The organism is Streptomyces sp. NPDC050732 (assembly GCF_040654255.1).
Taxonomy (GTDB): domain Bacteria; phylum Actinomycetota; class Actinomycetes; order Streptomycetales; family Streptomycetaceae; genus Streptomyces.
Genome location: NZ_JBFAHP010000034.1, coordinates 48220 through 74297, shown reverse-complemented (window position 1 = coordinate 74297; position 26078 = coordinate 48220). Strand labels below are relative to the sequence as shown.

At 71.3% G+C, this 26078-nt stretch carries 22 protein-coding genes; 8 read left to right on the top strand and 14 right to left on the bottom strand.

Features of this window, described 5'->3' with window-relative positions; all coding sequences use genetic code 11:
• Positions 1–77 precede the first annotated feature (77 nt).
• Positions 78–1745: an LCP family protein gene (locus AB0H82_RS27895; protein ID WP_362997410.1), complete on the top strand. Its 1668-nt coding sequence runs from the start codon at positions 78–80 to the stop codon at positions 1743–1745.
• A 58-nt stretch (positions 1746–1803) separates the two neighbouring features.
• Here AB0H82_RS27895 and AB0H82_RS27890 read toward each other — a convergent pair whose 3' ends face one another.
• Positions 1804–2850, bottom strand: a complete 1047-nt coding sequence (locus AB0H82_RS27890; protein WP_362997408.1) for a glycosyltransferase family 2 protein — start codon at positions 2848–2850, stop codon at positions 1804–1806.
• 256 nt (positions 2851–3106) lie between these two features.
• Here AB0H82_RS27890 and AB0H82_RS27885 point away from each other — a divergent pair, with 256 nt between their 5' ends.
• Positions 3107–4477 (top strand): LCP family protein, encoded by a 1371-nt coding sequence (locus AB0H82_RS27885; protein WP_362997406.1) that lies wholly within the window; start codon positions 3107–3109, stop codon positions 4475–4477.
• Between the two features lie 48 nt (positions 4478–4525).
• On the opposite strand, the gene AB0H82_RS27880 is transcribed toward AB0H82_RS27885, so the two are convergent.
• Entirely contained in the window at positions 4526–5107 is a 582-nt protein-coding gene (locus AB0H82_RS27880; protein WP_362997404.1) for an acyl-CoA thioesterase, read from the bottom strand.
• A gap of 129 nt (positions 5108–5236) precedes the next feature.
• On the opposite strand from AB0H82_RS27880, the gene AB0H82_RS27875 reads away from it, so the two are divergent.
• Positions 5237–6586, top strand: a complete 1350-nt coding sequence (locus AB0H82_RS27875; RefSeq protein WP_362997402.1) for an LCP family protein — start codon at positions 5237–5239, stop codon at positions 6584–6586.
• 105 nt (positions 6587–6691) lie between these two features.
• Positions 6692–7831 (top strand): dipeptidase, encoded by a 1140-nt coding sequence (locus tag AB0H82_RS27870; protein WP_362997400.1) that lies wholly within the window; start codon positions 6692–6694, stop codon positions 7829–7831.
• A 27-nt stretch (positions 7832–7858) separates the two neighbouring features.
• Here AB0H82_RS27870 and AB0H82_RS27865 read toward each other — a convergent pair whose 3' ends face one another.
• Together AB0H82_RS27865 and AB0H82_RS27860 are read right to left on the bottom strand one after the other, a co-directional pair.
• Positions 7859–8254, bottom strand: coding sequence for a VOC family protein (locus AB0H82_RS27865; RefSeq protein ID WP_362997398.1), 396 nt, complete (start codon positions 8252–8254; stop codon positions 7859–7861).
• Positions 8255–8350: 96 nt separating this feature from the next.
• On the bottom strand, positions 8351–9694 hold the full coding sequence (locus tag AB0H82_RS27860; protein WP_362997396.1) for a UDP-glucose/GDP-mannose dehydrogenase family protein: 1344 nt from the start codon (positions 9692–9694) through the stop codon (positions 8351–8353).
• A 188-nt stretch (positions 9695–9882) separates the two neighbouring features.
• Here AB0H82_RS27860 and AB0H82_RS27855 point away from each other — a divergent pair, with 188 nt between their 5' ends.
• Positions 9883–11040 (top strand): acyl-CoA dehydrogenase family protein, encoded by a 1158-nt coding sequence (locus AB0H82_RS27855; protein ID WP_362997394.1) that lies wholly within the window; start codon positions 9883–9885, stop codon positions 11038–11040.
• Positions 11041–11110: 70 nt separating this feature from the next.
• Here AB0H82_RS27855 and AB0H82_RS27850 read toward each other — a convergent pair whose 3' ends face one another.
• The 3 genes from AB0H82_RS27850 to AB0H82_RS27840 are packed head-to-tail and all read right to left on the bottom strand — an operon-like array spanning position 11111 to position 14036.
• Complete coding sequence (locus AB0H82_RS27850; protein WP_362997392.1) at positions 11111–12304, bottom strand: dipeptidase; 1194 nt, start codon at positions 12302–12304, stop codon at positions 11111–11113.
• 17 nt (positions 12305–12321) lie between these two features.
• Complete coding sequence (purE, locus tag AB0H82_RS27845) at positions 12322–12855, bottom strand: 5-(carboxyamino)imidazole ribonucleotide mutase (protein WP_362997390.1); 534 nt, start codon at positions 12853–12855, stop codon at positions 12322–12324.
• Complete coding sequence (locus AB0H82_RS27840) at positions 12852–14036, bottom strand: 5-(carboxyamino)imidazole ribonucleotide synthase (RefSeq protein WP_362997388.1); 1185 nt, start codon at positions 14034–14036, stop codon at positions 12852–12854. Before AB0H82_RS27840 ends, purE begins: the two co-directional genes overlap by 4 nt.
• 194 nt (positions 14037–14230) lie before the next feature.
• Here AB0H82_RS27840 and AB0H82_RS27835 point away from each other — a divergent pair, with 194 nt between their 5' ends.
• Positions 14231–14749: a GtrA family protein gene (locus AB0H82_RS27835; RefSeq protein WP_362997460.1), complete on the top strand. Its 519-nt coding sequence runs from the start codon at positions 14231–14233 to the stop codon at positions 14747–14749.
• Positions 14750–14787: 38 nt separating this feature from the next.
• On the opposite strand, the gene AB0H82_RS27830 is transcribed toward AB0H82_RS27835, so the two are convergent.
• Both AB0H82_RS27830 and AB0H82_RS27825 read right to left on the bottom strand, forming a co-directional pair.
• Positions 14788–16071, bottom strand: coding sequence for an ATP-binding protein (locus tag AB0H82_RS27830; protein ID WP_362997386.1), 1284 nt, complete (start codon positions 16069–16071; stop codon positions 14788–14790).
• Positions 16072–16145: 74 nt separating this feature from the next.
• Positions 16146–16823 carry a response regulator transcription factor gene (locus AB0H82_RS27825; RefSeq protein WP_362997384.1) on the bottom strand — a complete coding sequence of 226 codons (678 nt, stop codon included), beginning with the start codon at positions 16821–16823 and terminating at the stop codon, positions 16146–16148.
• 473 nt (positions 16824–17296) lie between these two features.
• On the opposite strand from AB0H82_RS27825, the gene AB0H82_RS27820 reads away from it, so the two are divergent.
• Positions 17297–18823, top strand: a complete 1527-nt coding sequence (locus AB0H82_RS27820) for an oligopeptide:H+ symporter (protein WP_362997382.1) — start codon at positions 17297–17299, stop codon at positions 18821–18823.
• Between the two features lie 141 nt (positions 18824–18964).
• Positions 18965–19801: an alpha/beta hydrolase gene (locus AB0H82_RS27815; RefSeq protein WP_362997380.1), complete on the top strand. Its 837-nt coding sequence runs from the start codon at positions 18965–18967 to the stop codon at positions 19799–19801.
• 627 nt (positions 19802–20428) lie between these two features.
• On the opposite strand, the gene AB0H82_RS27810 is transcribed toward AB0H82_RS27815, so the two are convergent.
• The 5 genes from AB0H82_RS27810 to AB0H82_RS27790 all read right to left on the bottom strand — a co-directional run bounded on the left by AB0H82_RS27810 (position 20429) and on the right by AB0H82_RS27790 (position 25905).
• Complete coding sequence (locus AB0H82_RS27810) at positions 20429–21751, bottom strand: hypothetical protein (RefSeq protein WP_362997458.1); 1323 nt, start codon at positions 21749–21751, stop codon at positions 20429–20431.
• Positions 21751–22920 (bottom strand): hypothetical protein, encoded by a 1170-nt coding sequence (locus AB0H82_RS27805; RefSeq protein ID WP_362997456.1) that lies wholly within the window; start codon positions 22918–22920, stop codon positions 21751–21753. The genes AB0H82_RS27810 and AB0H82_RS27805 overlap by 1 nt, the downstream gene beginning before the upstream one ends.
• Before the next feature lie 101 nt (positions 22921–23021).
• A complete protein-coding gene (locus AB0H82_RS27800; protein ID WP_362997378.1) occupies positions 23022–24143 on the bottom strand; it encodes a hypothetical protein in 1122 nt (373 codons plus the stop codon).
• Between the two features lie 78 nt (positions 24144–24221).
• Positions 24222–24980 (bottom strand): LPXTG cell wall anchor domain-containing protein, encoded by a 759-nt coding sequence (locus AB0H82_RS27795; protein WP_362997376.1) that lies wholly within the window; start codon positions 24978–24980, stop codon positions 24222–24224.
• Between the two features lie 418 nt (positions 24981–25398).
• Positions 25399–25905, bottom strand: coding sequence for an ATP-binding protein (locus AB0H82_RS27790; protein ID WP_362997374.1), 507 nt, complete (start codon positions 25903–25905; stop codon positions 25399–25401).
• Positions 25906–26078: the final 173 nt, after the last annotated feature.

Here is a 26078-nt window from a genome sequence, read left to right as displayed (position 1 = left end):
GTCGTTCTGCGTCTAACAATGCGCCAAGGCGCCATGGAGCGACCGCAGTTCAGGAACGGGGCGGGGAGGGGCTGGGGATGAGGCAGAACAGCGTGCGTAAGGAGGGGGCGCGACGGCGTGCCCCGCACGCGAGTGATCGCGGCCGGAGCGGCGGTGCGCGCGACGGCGCGGCGCGCTCCGGGAGGACTCCGGAGAACGGCGGCGAGCCGCCGGAGGGCAACGGCAGGCACCGGCGCGGCGCGAGCGGCGGCGAGCGTCCGCCGCGCCGCAAGCGCGGCGTCCTGCGCTGGTCGGCGACGGTCCTTTCCGTACTGATACTCGGCACGGCCGGCGCCGGATTCCTCTACTACCAGTACCTCAACGGCAACATAGAGACGGACGACCTGAACCTCGGCGAGCACCGGGCCCCCGAGCCCACGCCCAACGCCGCCGGTCAGACGCCGCTGAACATCCTGCTCATCGGGTCGGACGCGCGGGACTCCAAGGCGAACCAGAAGCTCGGCGGCGCCAAGGACACCTTCGGCTCGCCGCCGCTCGCGGACGTGCAGATGCTGCTGCACCTCTCGGCCGACCGCAGCAACATGTCCGTGGTCAGCATGCCGCGCGACACCCTGCTCCAGATCCCCAAGTGCACGGACCCCGACGACGGCAAGGTCTATCCGGAGACCGGGCCGCGGTACATGACGAACGAGTCCCTGGGCCGCGGCGGCCCCGGCTGCACGGTCGCCACCTGGGAGAAGCTCACCAACATCCACATCAACCACTTCATGATGGTCGACTTCTCGGGTGTGGTCTCCATGGCGGACGCCATCGGAGGCGTGCCGGTCTGCGTGGACAAGAACATCCACTCGCGCACCAGCGGCGGCAAGGGCTCGGGCCTGAAGCTGAAGAAGGGCACCACGGAGATCAAGGGCGAGCAGGCCCTGCAGTGGCTGCGCACCCGCTACGGCTTCGAGGGCGGCACCGACATCAGCCGGGCCAAGGCCCAGCACATGTACATGAACGCGCTGGTCCGCAAGCTCCGTGAGAACACCGGTCTGACCAGCCCGAACAAGCTCCGCAGGCTCGCCGACAAGGCGACGAGGGCACTCAAGGTCGACGACGGCCTGGGCGACATCAAGGAGCTGTACGACCTCGGCAACGAGCTCAAGAAGGTCTCGCCGAGCCGTACGACGATGACCACCATGCCGTTCGAGTACGTCGGCGCGCGCGTCATCCCCAAGCCCGGCGACGCCGAGCAGCTGTTCCGCCTCGTACGCGACGACATCCCGCTGGACGGCAAGGGCACGAAGAAGCCGGCCAAGGAGAAGGCGTCGGACGACCCGGCGGCCGCGGACGACAAGATCGCGGTGCAGGTCCAGAACGGCACCCGCAGCGACGTGGAGCCGCCGGTCAGCGGCCGGGCGAGCACGGTGGCGCAGCTCCTCGTCGGCAAGGGCTTCGCGAAGGCGACACCGGACTCCGCGACGGCGCTCGCCGAGGAGAAGACGGTCGTCCGCTACCCCAGCAAGGAGCTGGAGGGCGATGCCCAGCGGGTCGCCAAGTCGCTCGGGCTGCCGCTGAGCGCGGCGAAGAAGTCGACGGACGTCTCCGGGGTGACGCTGGTCGTCGGCGCCGACTGGCGCGAGGGCGACGCCCCGCCCAAGGCGAAGAAGAAGGACGACACGACGCCGGACTCGGCGGACGCCCTCAGCGGGTCCGACAAGAAGGCGTGCATGAAGGTGGACCCGGCCTTCACCTGGTAGCCCCTGGACGGACAGACGTGGGGGCCCCGGCGCACTGCCGGGGCCCCCACGCGGTGTCTCAGGCCTCCTGGGCCGCCTGGGTTCCTCCGAGTACGGCGGGGCGGCGTGAGGCGATGACCTTCTTGGCGAGTGAGCGCGGGCTGGTGAGGAAGCCCCAGCCCCACGACATGTGCATGGTCGCGAGCGCCACCGGGATCCGCAGGCGCGCCTTCAGCGGCAGGCCCTTGCCTGCGGGGACGGAGCCGGCGACTATCGCCGCGAGGTAGCCGCCGGGGACGACGAAGCCCCACGGGGTGAGGGCCGCGCCCACGACGACGCCCGCGGCGATCGCGCAGACCGCGGTCGGCGGCGCGAGGTAGCGGAGGTTGATGGAGCCCTCGTGGTAGCGGGCGACGACGTGGCGCCAGCGGCCGTAGTCCTTGTACTGCTTGGCGAGGGCCTTGACGCTCGGGCGTGGGCGGTACGAGACCTTCAGCTCGGGCGAGAACCAGATCAGGCCGCCGGCCTCGCGGATGCGGAAGTTCAGCTCCCAGTCCTGGGCGCGGATGAACTCCTCGTTGTACCCGCCCTGCTGCTCCAGGGCCTCGCGCCGGAAGACGCCCAGATAGACGGTCTCGGCCTGCTGGGCCTCGCCGCCGGTGTGGAAGGCGGCGTTGCCCACGCCGATCTTCGAGGTCATGGCGGCGGCGACCGCGTGCTCCCAGTCGTTCTGGCCCTCGGCGTGCATGATGCCGCCGACGTTCATCGCGCCGGTCTCCGCCAGGAGGCGGACGGCCGTCGTGATGTAGCCCGGGGAGAGCGCGGCGTGGCCGTCGACGCGTACCACGATCGGGTGGCGTGAGGCCTTGATCGCGGCGTTGAGCGCCGCGGGCGTGCGCCCCGTCGGGTTGGGGACCGTGTGCACCCGGGGATCCTCCGCGACGAGCTCCGCGGCGATCTCGTCCGTGCGGTCGGTGGAGGGGCCGAGCGCGACGACGACCTCCATCTCGCCCGCGTACTCCTGCTGCAGGATCGCGTGCACGGCCTCGCGCAGGTGCCTCTCCTCGTTGAGGACCGGCATGATCACGGATACGGCTGGAGGCTGCGCCTCGGACTTCGCGTTCATCACGCGTCACGTTACCGCGAATGGGGGACACGGGTGCGCGCCGTCCGGGTCGCTACCCCGGGCCGCATTTCGTATGGGCTTACGTTTCTCGGGTCACCGGCTCGTCCACGCCCGCGCCACGGCCCGTCACGCGGAGGTGCTCCCCAACGTGCCCACACCGCCCCGCTCCCCCACGCCACGACCGCGCCGCCCCGGCCCACCGGACAGAAGGCCCGTCCGGAAGCGCGCGGGGCGGGGGAAGCGGCCGCGCTGGGTGATGCGGGCGGTGACCGGTCTTTCGGTGGCGGTGCTCGTCGCGGCCGGTATCGGGCACTCCGTGGTCACCAGCCTCGACACGGGCATCAGGCGGGTGGACGCCTTCCGGGACATGAAGAACAGGCCCGCGCAGGGCAACGGCATGAACGTCCTGCTCGTCGGCACCGACGGCCGCGACAAGATCACGCCCGAGGAGAAGGCGAAGTACCGCCTCGGCGGCGCCCCCTGCCACTGCACGGACACGATCATGATCGTGCACATCTCGGAGGACCGGAACCGCGCCAGCGTCGTGAGCCTGCCCCGGGACAGCTACGCCGACCTGCCCGCGCACACCGACCTGACCACCCGCAAGAACCACCGCGCGCACCCCAACAAGCTCAACGCGGCCTACGCGGAGGGCGGCCCGAACCTCACGGTGCGCACCGTCGAGCACATGACGAAGGTCAAGATCGACCACTATCTGGAGGTCGACTTCCTCAGCTTCATGAAGACCGTGGACGTGCTCGGCGGCGTGGAGATCTGCACGGCGCGGCCGCTGAAGGACTCGCACACCGGGCTCAGCCTGGGCGAGGGCACCCACCTCATGAACGGTGGCGAGGCGCTCCAGTACGTCCGTTCCCGGTACGTCGACGGGGCGTCCGACCTGGGCCGCATGCAGCGCCAGCAGCGTTTCCTCGCGGCGCTGATCGCAAAGGCGACGAGCGGCGGGGTGCTGCTGAACCCGGTCAAGTTCCGCGACGTGACGCGGACGCTGCTCGGCTCGGTGCGGGCGGACGGCGGCTTCGGCACGGACGAGATGCTGGAGCTCGGGCGGGCGATGCGGGGCTTCTCGCCATCGTCGTCGGAGTTCACGACCGTGCCGCTGAGCCCCACGGGACAGGTCGTGCCGGGCATCGGCTCGACCCTGAAGTGGCACCCGGAGAAGTCCGCGAGGCTGTTCCAGGCGCTGCGCGAGGACCGGCCGCTCGCGCCCCACCGTGTCCGGGCCAAGGGCACGCTGGTCGATGTCGCACCGCAGCAGATCCGGGTCCAGGTGGACAACGGCACCGGGGCGCCGGGGCTCGGGCAGCAGGTCGACGCGGGGCTGCGGGCGACCGGCTTCCGGACCACGGGGGTGCCGGGGAACGTGCCGGGCGCCCCTGCGAGGCCCGTCGAGCGGACCGTCGTCGCGTTCGACCCGCGGTGGGACCGGTCGGCGAAGACACTGGCCACGGCGCTGCCGGGGTGCGAGATGCGGCAGGTGCCCGGGCAGGGCGCCACGCTGAAGGTGATCGCGGGCAAGGACTTCAGGGCGGTACGGCCGGTGCGGGCCGAGGACGTCCACGAGGGCGAGTTCGGGGTGGTCACCGGGGATCAGGTGGTCTGCCCCTGACATCCCTGACCGGCACACCCCTAAGTGGCGCCGATCGCTTCTGTCGCCTCAGTCGTCGAAGCCCTCGGCGGCCCGTGCCTCCCGCAGCTCCTTGATCGCCCGGCGGCGGGCCAGGCGGTGGGTGCGGCGGATCTGGGCCTCCTGGTAGCGGCGGCGGTCGCGGTCCGTCTCGGGGACGACCGGCGGGACCGTGCGGGGCTTGCCGTCCGCGTCGACCGCCGCGAAGACGAGGTAGGCCGAGCCGACCTGCTGGGCGGGCGTCGACTCGTTCCACCGCTCGGCGAGGACCCGGACACCGACCTCCATGGAGCTGCGTCCGGTCCAGTTGACCTGGGCTTTCACATGAACGAGGTCGCCCACGCGGACCGGCTCAAGAAAGACCATCTCGTCCATCGACGCGGTGACAGCGGGCCCGCCCGAGTGGCGTCCGGCGACGGCTCCCGCCGCGTCGTCCACCAGTTTCATGATCACGCCACCGTGCACCGTGCCGAGGAGGTTGGTGTCGTTGTGGGTCATGATGTGGCTGAGCGTGGTGCGGGAGGCCGAGGTCGGCTTGCCCGGAATCGCCCCGGGGGTCCGGTCGTTTTCCCCCGGAATGGACGCTGCCCAACGGGGAGCCTGGTCTGTCATGCCCTCCACCCTATGTCGGACGTATGTCCGACTCCTCGTCGGCCGCTTTGCATCAGCTCTGCAACAGCCCTGAACCGAATTCCCGACCGCCCTGTAAGGCGCGGCCCCCGAAGCGGCACACTGGGCCACATGAGCGATTGGCCTGACGATCAGGGTGGCGGCCGGGGATACGGCCGCGGCAGCGGGAACTCCCAGCCCGAGGGGGCCCGCGCGATGCGGCACGTCCAGCGCGGCCGGCCCTCACGTCCGGCCGGTCCGCCGCCCGGCGGGGTCCCGCAGCAGCCCGCGTACGACGACGGGTACGACGACCGGCAGTACGGCGACGGACAGCCGTACGGCGACGCCCGCGACGAGGTCTTCGAGCCGCGCACCCCGCGCCAGGACCCGTACGGCCAGGGTCCGGCCAACGCGTACGACAGCGGCTACAACACCGGCCAGGTCTACGGCCAGCCCGCCGGCGGCCAGGGCGGCACCGGACAGCCGCCGCGCGCCGCGCGCCCCGCGCCGAACTGGCGCAAGCGCGTCAAGTGGGGCTCGATCACGCTCGTGAGCGTGCTGGTCGTGACCTCCGTCGCCACGTACTTCTGGGCCGACTCCAAGCTCAAGCGCGAGGTCGACCTCTCCAAGGTCATCGAGCGGCCCGAGGGCGGCGCGGGCACGAACTACCTGATCGTGGGCTCCGACAGCCGCGAGGGCATGTCCGACGAGGAGAAGAAGGAGCTCCACACGGGCTCCGCCGAGGGCAAGCGCACCGACTCGATGATGATCCTGCACGTCGCGGACGACGGCGGGAACACCATGATCTCGCTGCCCCGCGACTCGAACGTCACGATCCCCTCCTTCAAGGGCGCCGAGTCCGGCAAGCTCTACCCGAACCAGGGCCGCCAGACGAAGCTCAACGCCGCGTACGCGGAGGACGGCCCCGAGCTCCTCGTACGGACCGTGGAGTACAACACCGGCCTGCGGATCGACCACTACGCCGAGATCGGCTTCGGCGGCTTCGCCAAGATCGTGGACGCGGTCGGCGGCGTCGAGATGGACATCCCCAAGGCATTCAAGGACAAGTACTCGGGCGCCGACTTCGAGGCCGGCAAGCAGACGCTCAACGGGCAGGAGGCCCTGGCCTTCGTCCGCACCCGGCACGCGTTCAGCAGCGACCTGGACCGCACGAAGAACCAGCAGAAGTTCCTCGCGTCCCTCGCCAACCAGGCCGCGACCCCCGGCACGGTCATGAACCCGTTCAAGCTCTACCCGACGATGGGCGCGGGCCTGGACACCCTGGTCGTCGACAAGGACATGGGCCTGTTCGACGTGGCTTCCATGTTCTGGGCGATGAAGGGCGTCACCGGCGGCGAAGGCAAGTCGATGAACATCCCGGTCGCCGGCATGGCGGGCGGCAACGTCCTCTGGGACAAGGCCAAGGTCAAGCAGCTCGTCGAGCAGCTGAACAACGACGAGAAGGTCACGGTCTCCGGGTAGCCGGGACCGGCGGGTACTCCGAACGCTCCGTCCGCCGCGAAGCCGTGGCCGCTCCGTGCCACGGTTTATTCGAACTGCCACCCGCCGACGTCCGGAGCACCCGCCATGGCAGACCTGCAGGAGGAACTGAACACCACCGCCGAGGCGGGGGCGCTCGACCCGCCCCTCGCCCCGCCCGACCCCGAGCCCGGCCCCGAACCGCAGCCGGACCCCGAGCCGATCCGGTGCGCCGACCCCGCCGAGCGGGCCCGCGCCCTGCTCGCCGCCCATCCGGTCGCCGACGGATACAGCGGCCTGCCCTGGGCGCTGCGCCAACTCGCCTGGCACGACTTCGACACGGGCGACAGCGTCCTGGAGAGCGACGTCCCGCGGCTGCGCGGGGGCCGGGTCGGCGCGCAGTTCTGGTCCGTGCACGTGCCCGAGGGGCACGCCGCCGACGGCGCGGACCGCACCATCGGCGCCACACTCGACCAGATCGACCTCGTGAAGCAGGTCGTCGCCGCCCACCCCGAGGCCCTGCGGATGGCCCACAACGCCTCGGAGGCCGCCGACGCGCGCAACTGCGGCCGCATCGCCACCCTCATCGGCCCGGCCCGCGGCACCGCGCTCGGCGACTCCCTGGGCACCCTGCGCATGCTGCACAGCCTCGGCCTGAGCGTGGTGACCCTCTCCGGCACGTCATGGGCGGGCACGGCCGGGCTCACCCCGTTCGGCGAGGAGGTCGTCCGGGAGATGAACCGGCTCGGGGTCCTCGCCGACCTGTCCGGCGCGGCCGAGGTGACGGCGCGGCGGGTGCTCGCCGTCTCCAAGGCCCCGGTGGTCTTCATGCGCTCGGGGGCCCGCGCCCTGAACGGCCATCCGGCGAACCTCACGGACGAGATGCTGGCCGCGGTGGGCGACGCCAAGGGCCTGTGCCTCGTGCCGCTGACCGCCGAGCGCACCGGCCCCTCGGTGCGGGACGTGGCGGACCACCTCGATCATGTACGCCGGGTCGCGGGGCCGGAGTGCGTCGGCATCTCCGGTACGTACGACACCTACGAGGCGCACCCGCACGGTCTCCCCGACCCGTCGAGCTATCCGCGGCTGATCGCCGAGCTCATCGAACGCGACTGGCCCGAGGCCGAGTTGGCGCTGCTCACCTGGGGCAACGTGCAACGCGCGCTGCGCGGCGCGGACTTCACGGCGCGGGCCGCCAGGCAGCGGCGGCCCGCGTCGACGGCGACGAGGGACCGTCTGGACGGCTGAGAGCCCGTCCCGCTCGCCGGGAGCGGGTCAGGGGATCTTGCAGAGGCAGAACGGGTGGCCGACCGGGTCGGCGTAGACGCGGAAGTCGCGCTTGCCGCCGTCGTCGTCCAGGTCGAGGGGGCGCGCGCCGAGCGCGAGCACCTTCTCCTCGGCGGCGTCGATCTCCTCGACGGTGCGGCCCGCGTCCAGGTCCAGGTGGACCTGCTGCGCGTTCACGTCGGCGCGCGGCCACTCCGGCGGGTGCAGGTCAGGCACCCTCTGGAACGACACCTTGACGCGGCCGGGCGTCACGAGGTCGACCCAGTCGCCGTCGTCCTCGATGGTGCCGCCGATGATCGCGGCGTAGAACTCGGCGAGGGCTCGTGGGTCGGGGCAGTCGAAGACGACGTTGCGCAGTTCGGCGATGGGTCGCGTGGTGTCCATCTCGTCTCCTCGCGTCTCGGGGCTCGTGTCTCTCGCGTCCCCGGCGCCACGGCGGGCGCCGGGACGGACGAGTTCCCACTCACCCCATATTCACCCCTATGCGGCCGGACGTCCCATCGCGCGGTACGTCCAGCCGGCGGCCCGCCACGCCACGGGGTCCAGCGCGTTCCGGCCGTCGAGGACGATGGGGGCCGCCGCCACCGAGGCGAGCTCCGCCGGGTCCAGCTCGCGGAACTCGCGCCACTCCGTGAGGTGCAGGACGACGTCGGCGCCCCGGACGGCGTCCAGCGCCGTGTCCGCGTAGCCGAGGGTGGGGAAGAGCCTGCGGGCGTTCACCATGCCCTTGGGGTCGTACACGGTGACCTGGCCGCCCTGGAGGTGGATCTGTCCTGCCACGTTCAGGGCCGGGGAGTCCCGCACGTCGTCCGAGTCCGGCTTGAAGGTGGCGCCGAGGACCGCGACCCGCTTGCCGAGGAAGGAGCCGCCGCCCAGCGCCTCGCGCGCCATCTCGACCATCTGGCCGCGCCGCCGCATGTTGATGGAGTCGATCTCGCGCAGGAAGGTCAGGGCCTGGTCGGCGCCGAGCTCGCCCGCGCGCGCCATGAAGGCCCGGATGTCCTTCGGCAGGCAGCCGCCGCCGAAGCCGATCCCGGCCCGCAGGAACTTCTTGCCGATCCGGTCGTCGTGGCCGAGGGCCTCCGCCAGCTTCACGACGTCGCCGCCCGCCGCCTCGCACACCTCGGCCATGGCGTTGATGAAGGAGATCTTCGTGGCGAGGAAGGAGTTGGCGGAGGTCTTCACGAGTTCGGCGGTCGGGAAGTCCGTGACGACGAAGGGCGAGCCCTCCGCGATCGGTGTCGCGTACACCTCGCGAAGGAGCTTCTCCGCGCGCTCGCTGCGCACGCCGACCACGATCCGGTCGGGGTGCAGCGTGTCCTGCACGGCGAAGCCCTCCCGCAGGAACTCCGGGTTCCAGGCCAGCTCGACCTCGTCGCCCGCCGGGGCGAGCTCGGCGAGGCGCGCCGCGAGCCGGTCCGCGCTGCCGACCGGGACGGTGGACTTGCCGACGACGAGCGCAGCCCTGGTGAGGTGCTTGGCGAGCGACTCGAAGGCGGTGTCGACGTACGACATGTCGCAGGCGTACTCACCGTGCTTCTGCGGGGTGTTCACGCAGATGAAGTGGACGTCGCCGAAGTCGGCGGCCTCCGCCGGGTCCATCGTGAAGCGCAGCCGGCCGCTGGACCCCTCGATGCCCGCGACGTGCTTGCGGAGGAGCTCTTCGAGGCCGGGCTCGTACATGGGGACCTCGCCCCGCTGGAGCAGCTCGACCTTCTCGGGCACGACGTCGAGACCCAGCACCTCGTAGCCCAGTTCGGCCATGGCCGCGGCGTGCGTGGCGCCGAGATAGCCGGTGCCGATCACGGTGATCTTGAGGGCCATGCGGTGCTCCAGGGGTCTGAGGCTTCAGTGCGCTGACCGAGCATAGTTCGCGCGTGTCCAAGCCTCTCACCGGGCACGATTCCCGCTGTGTCCCCGTTGTCGCCAAGCTCACGTATCCCTCGCACCGGAGGCGCCACTAAAATTTGGGTTACTTAACGGTAATTAGCATCCTTGGAGCGTGAGAGACCTTGGCCGGATCGGCTGATTTCGACCTGTACCGCCCGTCCGAGGAGCACGGCATGCTCCGGGACGCGATCCGCTCGCTGGCCGAGGCGAAGATCGCCCCGTTCGCCGCCGCGGTGGACGAGGAGGCCCGCTTCCCGCAGGAGGCCCACGACGCGCTCGTCGCCAACGACCTGCACGCCGTGCACGTCCCGGAGAGCTACGGCGGCGCGGGCGCCGACGCGCTTGCGACCGTCATCGTGATCGAGGAAGTGGCGCGCGTCTGCGCCAGCTCGTCGCTGATCCCCGCGGTCAACAAGCTCGGCTCGCTGCCCGTCATCCTCTCCGGCTCCGAGGAGCTGAAGAAGAAGTACATGTCGCCGCTGGCGAACGGCGAGGGCATGTTCTCGTACTGCCTCTCCGAGCCGGACGCCGGTTCGGACGCGGCGGGTATGAAGACCAAGGCCGTGCGCGACGGCGACTACTGGGTGCTCAACGGCGTCAAGCGCTGGATCACCAACGCGGGCGTTTCCGAGTACTACACGGTGATGGCCGTGACCGACCCGGAGAAGCGCTCCAAGGGCATCAGCGCCTTCGTGGTCGAGAAGAGCGACGAGGGCGTCTCCTTCGGCGCGCCGGAGAAGAAGCTCGGCATCAAGGGCTCCCCCACCCGCGAGGTCTACCTCGACAACGTCCGCATCCCCGCCGACCGCATGATCGGCGAGGAGGGCACGGGCTTCGCGACCGCCATGAAGACCCTGGACCACACCCGCATCACCATCGCGGCACAGGCCCTCGGCATCGCGCAGGGCGCCCTCGACTACGCCAAGGGTTACGTCAAGGAGCGCAAGCAGTTCGGCAAGCCGATCGGCGACTTCCAGGGCGTCCAGTTCATGCTCGCCGACATGGCGATGAAGGTGGAGGCCGCGCGCCAGCTGACGTACGCCGCCGCCGCCAAGTCGGAGCGCGGCGACAGCGACCTCACGTTCCAGGGCGCGGCCGCGAAGTGCTTCGCGTCGGACGTGGCGATGGAGGTCACGACGGACGCGGTGCAGCTTCTCGGCGGGTACGGGTACACGCGGGACTACCCGGTCGAGCGCATGATGCGTGATGCGAAGATCACGCAGATCTACGAGGGCACGAATCAGGTGCAGCGCATTGTGATGGCGCGGAACCTGCCGTAACCGCGGACGAGTTGATACGTCGATGGGGTGCCGCCCGGCCGGGTGGCACCCCATCGGCGTACAGCAGTACTCAGCCGTCCAACTGCTCAAGTGTGGCGATGGACGGGCCCCCGCGGGACTGCAGATCCCGCGCCACGTCCTCCGCCGCGCCCAGCACTCGTACCGTGTTCCGCCACGTGAGCTTCGCCAGGTCGGGCTTCGACCAGCCGCGGGTCAGGAGTTCCGCGAGCAGGTTCGGGTAGCCCGCGACGTCGTCCAGGCCGGACGGGGTGAACGCCGTGCCGTCGTAGTCGCCGCCGATGCCGATGTGGTCGATGCCCGCCACCTCGCGCATGTGGTCGAGGTGGTCGGCGACCGTCGCGGCGGTGGCGACGGGGCGGGGGTTGCGCTCCTCGAAGGCCGCGTGGACCTTCATGGCCTCCGGTGTCGTGTCCAGGTGGTGGAAGCCGTGGGCCCGCATGTTCTCGTCGGCCGCCGTCGTCCAGTCGACCGCCGCCTGGAGGACGAACTTCGGGACGAAGGTCGCCATCGCCACGCCGCCGTTGCCGGGCAGCCGCTCCAGGACGTCGTCCGGGATGTTGCGCGGGTGGTCGCACACCGCCCGCGCGGACGAGTGGGAGAAGATCACCGGCGCCACGGAGGTGTCCAGGGCCGCCCGCATCGTCGTCGCCGCCACGTGGGAGAGGTCCACGAGCATGCCCATGCGGTTCATCTCGCGCACGACCTCGTGGCCGAAGGGCGAGAGGCCGCCGACGCCAGGATCGTCCGTCGCCGAGTCCGCCCACGCGATGTTGTCGTTGTGCGTGAGCGTCATGTAGCGGACACCGAGGGTGTGCAACGCCCGCAGTGTGGCCAGGGAGTTGTTGATGGAGTGGCCGCCCTCGGCGCCCATCAGGGAGGCGATGCGGCCCTCGCCGCGGGCCCGCTCCATGTCCGCGGCCGTCAGGGCACGGGCCAGGTCCGCGGGGTAGCGCGTCAGCAACTGGTCGACGCAGTCGACCTGTTCGAACGTGGCGCTGACCGCGGCGTCGCCGGCCAGGTCCGTACGGACGTAGACCGACCAGAACTGCGCGCCGACGCCGCCCGCGCGCAGCCGGGCGATGTCCGTGTGGAGCCTGCCCGTCTGGTCGGCGGCGATGTCGAGCCGGCCCATGTCGTAACCGGCCTTCTCGCGCAGCGCCCACGGCAGGTCGTTGTGGCCGTCGGCGACGGGGAACTCGGCGAGCAGGGCCCGTGCTTCTTCCAGCTTCTCCGGATGCGTCATACCCGTCACTGTGCCGGTCACTTCCCCGAGCCGAAGCCGAATCCGGAACCCGCTCCCTCGACCTTGGCGCGCAGCCGCTTGCCCTTCTCCGTGGCCTGGTCGTTCAGCTCCTGCTGGAACTCCCGCATGCGGGCGAGGAGTTCGGGGTCGTGCGCGGCGAGGATGCGGGCCGCGAGCAGCCCTGCGTTGCGCGCGCCGCCGACGGAGACCGTCGCCACCGGGACGCCCGCGGGCATCTGCACGATGGACAGGAGGCTGTCCATGCCGTCCAGGTACTTCAGGGGGACGGGGACGCCGATGACCGGCAGCGGCGTCACCGAGGCGAGCATGCCGGGCAGGTGGGCGGCGCCGCCCGCGCCCGCGATGATCGCCTTGAGGCCGCGGTCCGCGGCCTGCTCGCCGTACGCGATCATCTCGTGCGGCATGCGGTGCGCGGAGACGACGTCGACCTCGAAGGGGATCTCGAACTCGTCGAGGGCCTTGGCGGCGGCCTCCATCACCGGCCAGTCGGAGTCCGAGCCCATGACGATGCCAACAACGGGGGAGGTCATTCGGTGATCGTTCCTCTGAGGTAGCCGGCTGCGTGGCGGGCGCGGTCGAGGACCTCGTCCAGATCGTCGCCGTAGGTGTTCACGTGGCCGACCTTGCGGCCGGGCTTCACGTCCTTGCCGTACATGTGGATCTTGAGCTGCGGGTCGCGGGCCATGCAGTGCAGGTACGCGGCATACATGTCGGGGTAGTCCCCGCCGAGGACGTTGGCCATCACGGTCCACTTGGCGCGCGGGCGCGGGTCGCCGAGCGGCAGGTCGAGGACGGCGCGGACGTGGTTGGCGAACTGCGAGGTGATCGCGCCGTCCTGCGTCCAGTGGCCGGAGTTGTGCGGGCGCATCGCCAGTTCGTTGACGAGGATGCGGCCGTCGGGCGTCTCGAAGAGCTCGACCGCGAGGTGGCCGACCACGCCGAGCTCCTGGGCGATGCGCAGCGCCAGCTCCTGGGCCTCGCCGGCCAGCGCCTCGCTCAGGCCGGGGGCCGGGGCGATGACCGTGTCGCAGACGCCGTCGACCTGCTGGGACTCGACGACGGGGTAGGCGACGGCCTGGCCGTGCGGCGAGCGGACGACGTTCGCCGCCAGTTCGCGCACGAAGTCGACCTTCTCCTCGGCGAGCACCGGGACACCGGCCCGGAAGGGGTCTTCGGCGTCCTCGACGGAACGTACGAACCACACCCCCTTTCCGTCATAGCCACCACGCACCGTCTTCAGGATGACCGGGAACCCGTCACCGCCGTCACCCGCCCCCTCGGCCGCGAAGGCGGCCACGTCGGCCGGGTCCCTCACGATCCGGTGGCGCGGGCACGGCACGCCGATCTCCGTGAGCTTCTCGCGCATCACGCCCTTGTCCTGGGCGTGCACCAGCGCGTCGGGCCCCGGGCGCACGGGGATGCCGTCCGCCTCCAGGGCCCGTAGATGCTCGGTGGGTACGTGTTCGTGATCGAAGGTGATCACGTCGCAGCCCCGCGCGAAGTCACGCAGCGTGTCGAGGTCGCGATAGTCGCCGATGACGACTTCGCCGACGACCTGCGCCGCGGAATCCTGCGGGGTGTCACTGAGGAGCTTGAATTTCAGGCCGAGGGGGATGCCCGCCTCGTGGGTCATGCGGGCGAGCTGACCGCCGCCGACCATGCCGACTACCGGGAACGTCACGCCCCCAGGGTATCGGCCGGTATCGGCCACCCGGCAACGGCCGGATCCAGCACCTCCTGGCGCCTGTCGTCACAGCGCGGGCACAGTGTCCGGGCGCCCGCGCGCGCCGGGGAGGCCCGCTGGTTAGCATGGCTGGGTCGACACGACCGAATCACCAATCCGTCGGCACGTACACGACCGGTACGAACGACCGGTACGGAATCGACGGGGGCTGGGGCGACACCATGACGGAACGGGGCGCACTGCGCGTGCGGCTGGACCAGGTCTGGCGTGAGGTCGCCAAATTCGGGGCCGTGGGGGCGGTCGGGACGCTGGTGAACTTCGGTGTCTTCAACCTCGTGCGGCACGTCACCGACCTCCATGTGGTGCGCGCGAGCGTCGTCGCCACGGTGGTCGCCATCGCCTTCAACTACGTGGGGTTCCGCTACTTCACGTACAGGGACCGTGACAAGACCGGGCGCACCAAGGAACTCACGCTCTTCCTGCTGTTCAGCGCGGTCGGCCTGGTGATCGAGAACGGTGTGCTCTACGCCGCGACGTACTGGTTCGGCTGGGACGGCCGGCTCCAGGCCAACTTCTTCAAGTTCCTGGGCATGGGCATCGCGACGCTCTTCCGCTTCTGGTCGTACCGCACCTGGGTGTTCAAGGCGCTGCCCGTGAGCGAGACCGTCACCGCCCATGCCGAATCGTTCCTGGAGACGGCGGACGGCGAGAAGACGGACGAGAAGCCCGTGGTCCGCTAGCGAACCGTCTCCGTCCGCTAGCGAACCGTCTCCATCCGCTAGCGGACCGGCTTGTCCTTGTCCTCCGCTTCGCCGTCCGTGCCCTTCGACGGCGGCGTACGCGACAGGAAGAGCCCGAAGACCGGCGGCTGCGTCTGCAGCATTTCGAGGCGGCCACCGTCCGCCTCGGCCAGATCCCGCGCCACCGCGAGGCCGATTCCCGTCGAGTTCCGGCCGCTGATGGTCCGCTCGAAGATGCGGGCGCCGAGGTCGGCGGGGACGCCGGGACCCTCGTCCGTGACCTCGATGACCGCCTGGTTGCCGGTGACGCGGGTCCGCAGTGCGACCGTGCCGCCGCCGTGCATCAGCGAGTTCTCGATCAGCGCGGCGAGCACCTGGGCGACCGCGCCCGGCGTGCCCACCGCCTCCAGGTGCCGCTTGCCGGAGCTGACGATGGCGCGGCCCGCGCTGCGGTAGGCGGGGCGCCACTCCTCCAACTGCTGCTTGACGACCTCGTCCAGGTCGAAGGCGACGGCCGAACCGGTGCGCGGGTCACGGGAGTTGGTGAGCAGCCGCTCCACGACGTCGGTCAGCCGCTCGACCTGGGCCAGCGCGATCGTCGCCTCCTCCTTCACCGTGTCCAGCTCGTCGGTGACGGTGATCTCCTCCAGGCGCATGGAGAGCGCGGTCAGCGGGGTGCGCAGCTGGTGCGAGGCGTCGGCGGCGAGGCGCCGTTCGGCGGTCAGCATGCGGCCGATGCGCTCGGCCGAGGAGTCCAGGACGTCGGCGACGCGGTCCAGCTCCGGTACGCCGTACCGCTTGTGGCGGGGACGGGGGTCGCCCGAGCCGAGGCGCTCCGCGGTCTCGGCGAGGTCGGTGAGCGGGGAGGCGAGGCGGTTGGCCTGGCGTACGGCGAGCAGTACCGCCGCGACGATGGCGAGCAGCGCCACGGCGGCGATGATCAGCAGGGTGCGGCCGACCTCGCGGGTGACCGCCGCCCGCGGCTCTTGGACGGTGACCTTCTCGCGCTGCTCGCCGGGGCGGGTGGCGCTGATGACGTCGCCGGTGGGGCGGGTGCCGATCTCGATGGGCTTGCGGCCCGGGATCTCGATGCGCGCGTACCGGTCGGTGGCGACCTGGTCCCGGAGGATGGCGCCGGTGATCTTCTCCTCGCTGATCAGCCGGCTGTCGACGATGCTGGCGAGGCGCAGCGCCTCGGAGTCGACGCGTTCCTGGGCGCTGCTGCTGATGGTCCTCGTCTCTACGATGACGAGGCTCACCCCGAAGACCGCGATCACTACGAGGACGACGGCGAGGGTGCTGTTGATCAGGCGACGGCGCATCTGCACAGTCTCTCGGATCCGGGCCCCGTCAGGGGCGCGGGCAACCTGCGCGCACCGCCCCCGCAGGGGTGAGGTCAGCTCTTCTCGAAGCGGAAACCTACGCCTCGTACCGTCGCGATGTAGCGAGGATTCGCCGCGTCGTCGCCCAGCTTCTTGCGGAGCCAGGAGATGTGCATGTCGAGGGTCTTCGTGGAGGACCACCACGTCGTGTCCCAGACCTCGCGCATCAGCTGGTCGCGGGTGACGACGCGGCCCGCGTCGCGCACCAGGACCCGGAGGAGATCGAACTCCTTGGCGGTGAGCTGGAGCTCCTCCTCGCCCATCCACGCGCGGTGCGACTCCACGTCGATGCGCACGCCGTGCGTGGCGGGCGCCTCCTTGTGCTCCGTGGCGCCGCGCCGCAGCAGGGCCCGGACCCGGGCGAGCAGCTCGGCGAGGCGGAAGGGCTTGGTCACGTAGTCGTCGGCGCCGGCGTCGAGCCCGACGACGGTGTCCACCTCGTCGGCGCGCGCGGTCAGGATGAGGATCGGCACCGTGAGCCCGTCGGCCCGCAGCCGGCGGGCGACCTCAAGGCCGTCCATCCCGGGCAGCCCCAGATCTAGTACGACAAGATCCACACCGCCCTGCAGGCCTGCGTCGAGAGCGGTCGGGCCGTCCTCGCGGACTTCGACCTCGTAACCCTCCCTGCGCAGGGCACGGGCCAGCGGCTCCGAGATGGACGCGTCGTCCTCGGCGAGCAGTACACGGGTCATGGGGTGATGGTAGTCCGCTGTGGACAACGCCCGGGAGGTGATCGCACAGTGGAGGGCCGAGCCTGCGGCTCTGGGAAGTGATCTTAGGAAACACCTTTGATTGTGCGCTGTTGGTTGCAGCGAAACCTGTGATCCATCTCTCAAGTCCTTCCATATGCATCCCTGACGTGTCGTATGGTGACCCAACGCCTCATGCACTACTCAAGGACCTTTGGCCCACTGTGCGGCCTTAGGTCTCTTTTATGTGCGGGCCGGTTCTGCTGGCCTTGAAAGGAATGACCTGTGGTCGGGCCCTGCGCGCGAGGATGCGCCCAGGGTGTGGATCCCGGAGTCACCGCTCCTCACCTCCTCACGCGGAGGCGAGAACCTCCCCCGGGCGTGGGGTCGGGCGGTACGACGACGGTGCCGACCGCCCCCCACCGGGCGCGCTCACGCTCCTGCCGCGCGCGTCCCGAACCCACGAGGATCGACCCATGGCGTCCAGCCTGACGAAGGACTCCGCCAGCACCCCTGGCACCGAGAAGACCTTCTTCGGCCACCCCCGCGGCCTGGCCACTCTGTTCATGACCGAAATGTGGGAGCGGTTCTCCTACTACGGCATGCGCGCCCTGCTCGTGCTCTACCTGGTTTCCGGCGGCGCCGACGCGGCGACCGGCAGCCAGGGCGGCGGCCTTGCGTACACCGCGGCGGCCGCCACGGCCATCTACTCCGTCTACGTGGCCATGGTCTATCTCATGGCCATGCCCGGCGGCTGGATCGGAGACCGCGTCTGGGGCGCCCGGAAGACCGTCGCCATCGCGAGCTGCGTGATCGTCGCCGGTCACGTGTGCCTCGCGCTGCCGAGCTCGGCGATGTTCTTCGTCGGCCTGGCCCTGGTCGCGGTCGGCTCGGGTCTGCTGAAGGCCAACATCTCGACGATGGTCGGCCAGCTCTACAGCGACCCGAAGGACCTCCGCCGCGACGGTGGCTTCACCATCTTCTACATGGGCATCAACCTCGGTGCCTTCGCCGCGCCCTTCGCCATCGGCATTCTCGGCGAGAAGGTCAACTGGCACCTGGGCTTCGGCCTGGCCGCGATCGGCATGGCGCTCGGCGCGATCCAGTTCATGGTCGGTTCCCGCCACCTGTCCGCGGAGAGCAGCAAGGTCCCGAACCCGCTGTCCGCCGAGGAAAAGCGCGGCGTCATCGTCAAGACGCTGGGTGCCGTCGCCGTCATCGCGGCGTTCTACCTCGTCGTGGCCTTCACCGACGTCTACCGCCTGACCCTGAACTGGGCGCTGCTCCCGATCACCGTCGCCGGTCTGCTGATCCCCGTCGCGGTCCTCGTCAAGATCAAGCGGGACAAGGAGCTCAACACCGAAGAGCAGACCAAGATGACGGCGTTCATCTGGTTCTTCGTGGCCGCCGCGATCTTCTGGATGATCTTCGACCAGGGCGCGTCGACGCTGTCTCTCTTCGGTGACTCCCACACCTCCCGGGACATCTTCGGCTGGGAGATGCCGAACACGCTGTTCCAGTCGCTGAACCCGGGCTTCATCATGCTGCTCGCCCCGGTCTTCGCGGCCCTGTGGATCAAGATGGCCCGCAGCGACCGCGAGCCCAGCACGATCGTGAAGTTCTCCTTCGCCCTGGCGATGGCCGGCGCCTCGTTCTTCGTGTTCCTCGTCCCGATGGGCATGGCCACCGGCGACACGAAGGTCACCATGTGGTGGCTGGTGCTGATCTTCCTGATGCACACGGTCGCCGAGCTGTGCCTCTCCCCCGTGGGCCTCTCCCTGACCACGAAGATGGCGCCCGCGAAGTACGCCTCCCAGATGATGGGTGTCTTCTTCCTCGCCGTCACCGCGGGTGACAGCGTGACCGGCATGCTCGCCATCGCCGGCGTCGACCTCAACGGCCGGGGCATGGTCGCCCTGGAGGCCACGGCCGCGGTGCTCGCGGGCATCTCGGTCTACATGGCGCGCAAGAAGGTCAGCGGGCTCATGGGCGACGTGCGCTGACCCGCACACCGTCACGCTCGATTCGGTCGGCTTGATCGACTCGCTCGCTTCGCTCGAACTGAGGGCCGCCGCACCACCCGGTGCGGCGGCCCTTGGCGTTTCTCCGGATGCTGGGGCGCGGGGCGGTGCAGCATCTGGGGCATGGCCATGCGTCGTACGTTGCTGACCCTCGCCGTGTGCGGGGCGTTGCTCTCCTCCAGTGCCGCCGCTCAGGCTGCCCCCGAGCCACCGCCGGGGCGGCTCTTCCACTACGGCAGCCATGCCCGCCAGAACGTCACCGTGTACGGCGATGAGGGCCCCGCCCTGATGATCGTGCACGGCGGCTACTGGGCGAAGGACACCGACTGGAGCGGCCGGGCGCGGTGGTTCGCGGCGCGCGGGTTCACCGTGTACGACACGGACTACCGCCTCACGTCCGATGCCGTCTGGCCCGCGCAGCGCGACGACGTGCACGCGGCGCTGCGCTGGGTGCAGGGCTTCCACGGCGGCGCCCTGCCTCTCGTCCTCGGCTCGTCCGCGGGCGGGCACCTGGCCCTTCAGGCCGGGGCGTACGGGGCGGGGCGTGCGCGGGTGCGGGGTGTCGTCGCGCTGTCCCCCGTGGCGTCGCCGTACCGCGCGTGGCTCGACGGCGCGAAGCGGGGGGCGTCCGCTGAGCGGCGGGCGCTGCGGCGGGCCGCGGAGCGGCTTGCGGGGTGCGTGCCGACGTGGGCGGCGGGGCGGGGCTGTTCGGCGCGGTGGGCCGACCTGACCGTCGCCTCCCACGCCTCCGGCGCGGATGACGCTCCGCTGCTGCTCGTCCACTCGGCGGGGGATTTTGTGCCGTCGGTGCACTCCGCGGAGCTTGCGAGGGCGCAGCGGGGGGCGGGGCTTTCGGATGTGACGGTCCGTACGGTGGATGGCCCCGCGCACGGGGGCCCGCTCCTCCGGGACCCGGCCACGTCCCGCTCGGTCCTCCGCTGGCTCCGCTCCCACGCGTGACCCTGGCGGCCGGGTCGCCCCCGCGTCCGCCCACGACGGCCCGCAGCCACCTGCGAACCATCTGCACCCACTCGCGCAGTTCCCCGCGCCCCTGAAAACCCGCCCTCGCATCTGCCAACGCCGGCTCACGGGCGCCTGCGGCCCGCCGTGGGCCGCTCGCGCAGTTCCCCGCGCCCCTAAAAGCCCGCCTCCGCATCTGCCCGCGACGGTTTTCAGGCGCCTGCGGACCACCCCGAGTTGCTCGCGCAGTTCCCCGCGCCCCTAAAAGCTCGCCCCCGCACCTGCCAACGCCAGCTCACGGGCGCCTGCGGACCGCCGTGGGCCGGTCGCGCAGTTCCCCGCGCCCCTAAAGACCCGCCCGCGCGGCGGAGCCTCAGATGTCAGAGCCCCGCGCCCCTTGCGGGGCGCTGCCGCAGGGTCCCCAGGGGCGCGGGGAACTGCGCGACCAGCCGGCCACGGGCCCGCGGCCGGATCACGGGCCCAAGCCACGCAGACGCGTCTGCCTGCGCCGGTTCGCGTGCGGCTGCGGGGGCGCTGCCGCAGGGTCCCCAGGGGCGCGGGGAACTGCGCGACCAGCCAGCCACGGCCCGCAGCAGCTCACCGGCCCAAGCCCCCCCGCCCGGAGGGCTAGCGCAGGCCGCCCCGGCGCCTGGGGAGGAAGGTGAAGACTGCTCCGCCAAGGAGGATCACCGTGCCGGCCACCAAGCCGAGCGCCCGCAACGCTCCGTTGTCGCCCGCACCCGTCTCCGCGAGGCCGCCGCCCGAGGACGAGGCGCCCCCGGTGGCCGGGGAGCCGCCCGCCGAGCCGCCGCCGGAACCGGACGCTCCGCCCGGCTGGGCCGACGTGTCCAGTTCCAAGGAGACCTCGCTCTTGACCGGCGTGCAGGTCGTCGTCGTGCCGAGGGCCTTGACCGTCAGGACGCCCGGCGACAACGTCGACTTGCCGTCCGCGCCCGGCTTGTACGTGCCGGTGAGGTCGGAGATGGTCATCGGGTCGCCGGACTTGATGGGCTCCTTGTTCGTGGGGCCCTCCACATGCACCGTGCCCTTGTCCGCGCCGCCCAGCTCGACCTCCATCGACGGCTTCACGGAGTTCGCGGGGATGTCGGCCGGGCTGTCCATCACGGCCTTCTTGAACTGCACGGTCAAGCCGTAACTGCCGCCGTCCTTCTTGGCGTTGATCTGGACCGGCGAGGTCGCTTCCTTGTCGCCGATCGGCGTCTTGCACTTGTAGGGCGTCTGGACCTCCTTGCCGGGGAAGTCGGTCTGGCCGTCACCGCCACCGGAGGTGCTCCCGCCGGCGGTACTCCCGCCAGAGGAGGTGCTCCCCCCAGAGGAGGTGCTTCCGCCAGAGGAAGTGCTTCCGCCGGACGCGCCGCTCGACGTACCGCCCGGACTGCCCCCCGCCCCCGTCACCTTGATCGTCGCGCCCGCCTTCACCTGCTCCTTCGGCGTGCACTTCGTGTCGGTCGAGATCGGCTTGCTGACGTTGATGTTGTACGCGTCCGGGGTGAGCGTCACCTCCCCCGCCGCGGTCAGCTTCAGTCTGCCCTTCATGTCGGACAGGATCATGGGGCTGTTCTTCTTGATGGGCGGGTTCTTGCGCTCACCCGTCATCTTCAGGTCCCCGGTCTGGCCGCCGGAGAGTTTGACCGTGCCGGTGGGCTGCACCGTGTTCTCGGCCAGGTCGAGGACGTCCGGGTTCTTCGACGCGGCCTGCGTCGTCTTCCACACCACCTCGACCTCGTCACCGACCTTCGCCGTGGCCGGTGCGGTGATCTCCACCTGGGTCGTGCCCTGCACGGGCGGCAGGTTGGAGATCGGCGGCGGGACGCACTCCGTCCGGTAGGCGACTTCGGCGGCCTGCGCCGGGCCCGCGGTGAGCAGGATGCCCGCTCCGCCCAGCAGGAGCGCGACCGAGGCCGCGCCCGCTCTCCGTCGTTGCGTGATCACGTGGTTCCCTTCGTCGGACTGTCGTCGGACGGTGCGGAGAGCCGGCCTGCGGGTGCGCCGGGGTCTGTGTCGGGGGTGAACCAGGGCAGGGCGCCGGTCGTGCCGGAGCCGCCCGTGCCGGGTCCCCCCGTCGGTTTCGTGGGCGGCGCCGACGTCGGCGTCGGCGCCGTGCGGGACGACGTACGCGAGCCGCCCGGCTTCCGGTGGTCCCTGCGGTCCGCGTCGACCGCGCCCTGCACCAGCCTCAACTGCGGCCATCGCGCGGCTAGTTCGGTGAGGCGCCGGCCGGTACGGTGGCGGCCGCCGTGCGAGGTGCGGCGCCGGTTCGGGCGGAGCCGGTCGACGACCGCCATGCCGATGCGGAAGACGGCCGCGGGCACCACGACGCCGAGCAGGATCCAGAAGAGGGTCACGCCCCAGGGGCGGCCCACGCCCCACGGCTGCTCGGCCAGGACCTTCCCGCCGAACTTCAGCGAGACCAGGTAGTCGCCGTGCGCGCCCGCCGACAGCTCCACCGGCAGTTTGATCTGCGCCTTCTTGCCGGGCGCGATGGTGCCGCGCCACTGATGTTCGTCCCACTCCGGGGCGAACACGCCGTGGGAGGTGCCGACTTGGAAGACCGGGTCCTTGACGGGCGCGGAGCCGACGTTGCCGACGGTGAATTGGAGCGTCCGCTGCGGCGGGGCGCCGAACCAGGTCAGCACCCCGCTGGAACCCTCCAGACGGGTGTCGGTCAGGACAGAGAGCCTGCCGCCATCCGCTTGCCGCGGCAGCGGCTTCACGGGGTGGCCCGCGACCTTCAGTACCGCGTCGACCTGCTGGTTCTCGCCGGTCACCGTGGAGACGTGGACGACGCAGGGGCAGGGCTCGGGCGGCTCGGCCACGGGAAGCTTCTTGTCGAAGGTGCCGTCCTTGTCGGTGGTGACGGCCCGGCCCTCGGAGTTGGCACAGGAGTTGGTGCCGCCGATGACGCCCTTGCCGGGGGCGGCCCGGCCGCAGACGAGCATCATCAGCAGGGCGTCGGGCCGCCAGCCCTCTCCCTCGACGGTGACCGAGCCGCCTTTGCCCGCCTGGGACGTGGAGAGCTTCACGGTGGGTTTGTCGGCGGCGGTCGGGGTGGCTGTGGCGGTTGGGGCGGCTGTGGCAGGCGTGGCGGATGCGCCGATCTGCGGCAGCAGGAAGAGGCTCAGAGTGAGGCTGAGGAGCGTCAGTACGGCGAGTGTGGCGAATACGGCCCCGGCGGCCGGGCCGGGCCTCTTCTTCCCGCTCACAGTCCGTCTCCCGTCCGCGTCCCCATCCCCGTCCCCGCGCCCGTGCCCGTGCCCGTCCGCGCCAACTCCCGCTCCCCCTGCGCCTGTTCGGCCACCGCCTCGGGCGGCTTCGGTTCCTCCTGACGCCGTCCCCGTCTGCGTACGAGATACGTCGTCCCGCCCGCGACGGCGAGCAGCAGGGCGCCGCCGCCCGCCACCGCGCCCCACGGCACGAAGCGGGCCGAGGCCGAGGCCGTGTCGCGGGCGCCGCCCGCCGCCGTGGCCGTGAGCTCGACGTCGACCGCGTCGAGGGCCGGCGGGTCCGGCCACGGTTCGGTCAGGGAGATCCGGCGGCCGGGCAGGAGCTCGACCGGCAGCGTGCGCGCGGGGCGGTCGACGAGCGTGCCGCGTACGCCCTCCGCGTGCACCGCGAGCTTCGGGGTCAGCACGGTGTTGCCGCGGTTGACCAGGTCGTACGTGATGCGCTCGGCGTCGGCGTCGACCTTGACGCGTTCGACGGTGAGCGCCGAGAGGGTGGGCCCGCCGACGCGCAGGTGCACGCGCACGCCCACCGTGCGGCCGCCGCCGCTCGCGACGATCACCCCCGGATGGTCGCCGGGCACCGCGCTCGCGGGCACCGTCAGCGTGAACGGCACCTCGGCGCGGGTGCGCGGCGGGACCTTCACCTGCCGTTGCGCGAAGGTGATCCACGCGCCGGTCTTCTTCGGCCTCTCCTTGGCCGGGGTGACGGAGAACGCGCCGGAGCCGGTGTTGCGGGCGTCCGCGCCCCGCAGGGAGATCGTGCGGGGCTTCGGGCCGGGGTTGGTGACGGACAGGGTGTCCTGGAGCACCGTTCCGGGGGCGCCCTCCGCGTAGAAGGAGGGCCGCCCGTCCTTCGCCGGACGCGTACCGGCGCCCGCGGAGGGTGCGACGGACCAGTCCGCGGCGCCGCCGCCGTCCGCGTGCGCGGGGGCCGCGGCCGCCAGCACGAGGGCGACCACGCACAGCGCGGCCCGTGCGGAGGACGTCACCAGCGGCTTCGGCGGCGTCGGCGGCGTCGGCACCATGGGCGGCTCAAGCGGCTTCGGCAGCCTCGGCGACTCAGGCGGCATCGGCGGCGTCGGCGGCTTAGGCGGCATCGGCGGCTCCTGATCCTCTGGCCTGATCCACTTGCACGTAGCGCGTACGCGGTGTCGGTCCGTCCCGTGTCCCGCGCGCTACCGCGAGCGCGCCGCCTGGTTCCTGCGGGTCAGCCAGAGCGCGCCCGCCGCGCCCGCGAGCAGGACGGTGCCGCCGAGGGTGCCGAGGGCGACGGCGGAGTCGGCCGGTCCTGTCTGCGGGAGTTCCGCGCCGCCGGACGCGGCACTGTCGGAGCCGCCGGTCGCGTCGGACCCACCCGTGGTGCTGCCGGTGTCGGCCTCGTTGCCGGAGCCGCTGTCGGACCCGCTGTCGGAGCCGCCGCCCGCTCCCTTGACGTCCAGTTCCAGGGAGGGCTTGGGGTTGTTGGACGGCGTGCACGTCGTGGTCGTACCGAGCGCCTTGATCGTGAGGACGCCCGCCGTGAAGGTGACCTTGCCGCTCTTCTTGGGCGTGTACGTGCCCGACAGGTCGCTGATCTTGATGGGGGTGTTGGCGGGGATCGCCTCGGAGTTCGGGGCGCCGGAGACGGCGACGGTGCCGCTGTCGGCGCCGCCCACCTTGATCACGGCGCTCGGCTTCATCGCGCCCTTGCCGAGCTCGACGGGGCTGGAGGAGACGCCCTTCTGGAAGGACATGGTGAGCTTGTAGCCGCTGCCGCTCTTGACGCTCTTGATGTCGATCGGCGAGACGGCGCCCTTGTTCCCGATGGGCGTCTTGCACTGGTAGTTGACGTCCTGGACGGTGGCCTGCGCGGCGGGGGCGGCGAGCAGCACCGCTGAGCCGCCGGCCAGGACGGTGGCGAGCGCGAGCGCGGCCGGTTTCTTCGTGTGCGACACCTCGTTTGTCCCCTCATGCCGGTCGTGGCGTGCCGCGGTGCGGAGTTGCTCGTGTTACTGACGGCACATCAGATTGGGCGCTCAAGGTACGCCCGGGACCTTGTCGAGGGAAGACAAAGGACGCGCCGGATCCATGGCGATCCGACGCGTGTACTAACCGTGGGTAACACCCGTGGCCCAGGCCCGGCCCGCGGGTGGGCGCCCCCAGCCGGGCGGACAATCCAGGCGGCCCTGAGGCGGACGTCGGCGCCGGGCAACCGCCGGGCGCAAGAAACCAGGCGGACGCCAGACAGGCGGCACGCCACGCGGGTACCGGACAGGCCACGCGCGCCAGGCGGGCGCCGAACAAGCGGCGCGCCACGCGGGCGCCAGACCGGCCGCACCCCACACGGGCGCGCCAGACAGGCGGCACCGCACCCTACGCGGGCGCGCCCAGCTCCGCCCAGACCGTTTTGCCCGTGCCTCCGGGGCTCCGCACGACGCCCCAGTCCAGGCAGAGCCGCTGGACGATGAACATTCCGTGCCCGCCGGGCCGCCCCGCGCGGTGCGGGGTGCGCGGCGCGGGCTGCCCCGTGCCGCGGTCGGAGACCTCGATGCGCAGCACCTTGCCGTCGCTGGAGAGCCAGAGCTCGTCGGGGCCCTCGGCGTGCAGGCAGGCGTTGGTGACGAGCTCGGAGACGACGAGGAGCACGTCCTCGGCGGCGGCGCGCCGGTCGGCGCCCTCCGCGGGCAGCCACCCCCACGCGTGGAGCGCCTCGCGCGTGTAGTCGCGCGCGAGGGGGACGATGCCGCTCGCCCCGTTCAGGCTCAGTCTGCGGACCTGCCGGGAGGGCGTCCCGGAGATCCGGTCCGCGGGAGCGTCCGCGACTGCGGCCTCGGAATCCGGGCCGCGGTCGCCCGGCGAGTAAGGCCGGGTGGTGCTCATCAGCGCTTCACCTCACCGACAAGAGGACTGAGGGCTCTGAACTCTGGACAAGTTGAGAACTCTGGGCGAGTAGGGGACATCGGCTGCTTGCCGTTCTGACTGTTTGATGGTGCGGACCGCCGTCGACGGATCCAGGTCTCTCCTGCCCGGACGAACCGTGAGAACACCCACTT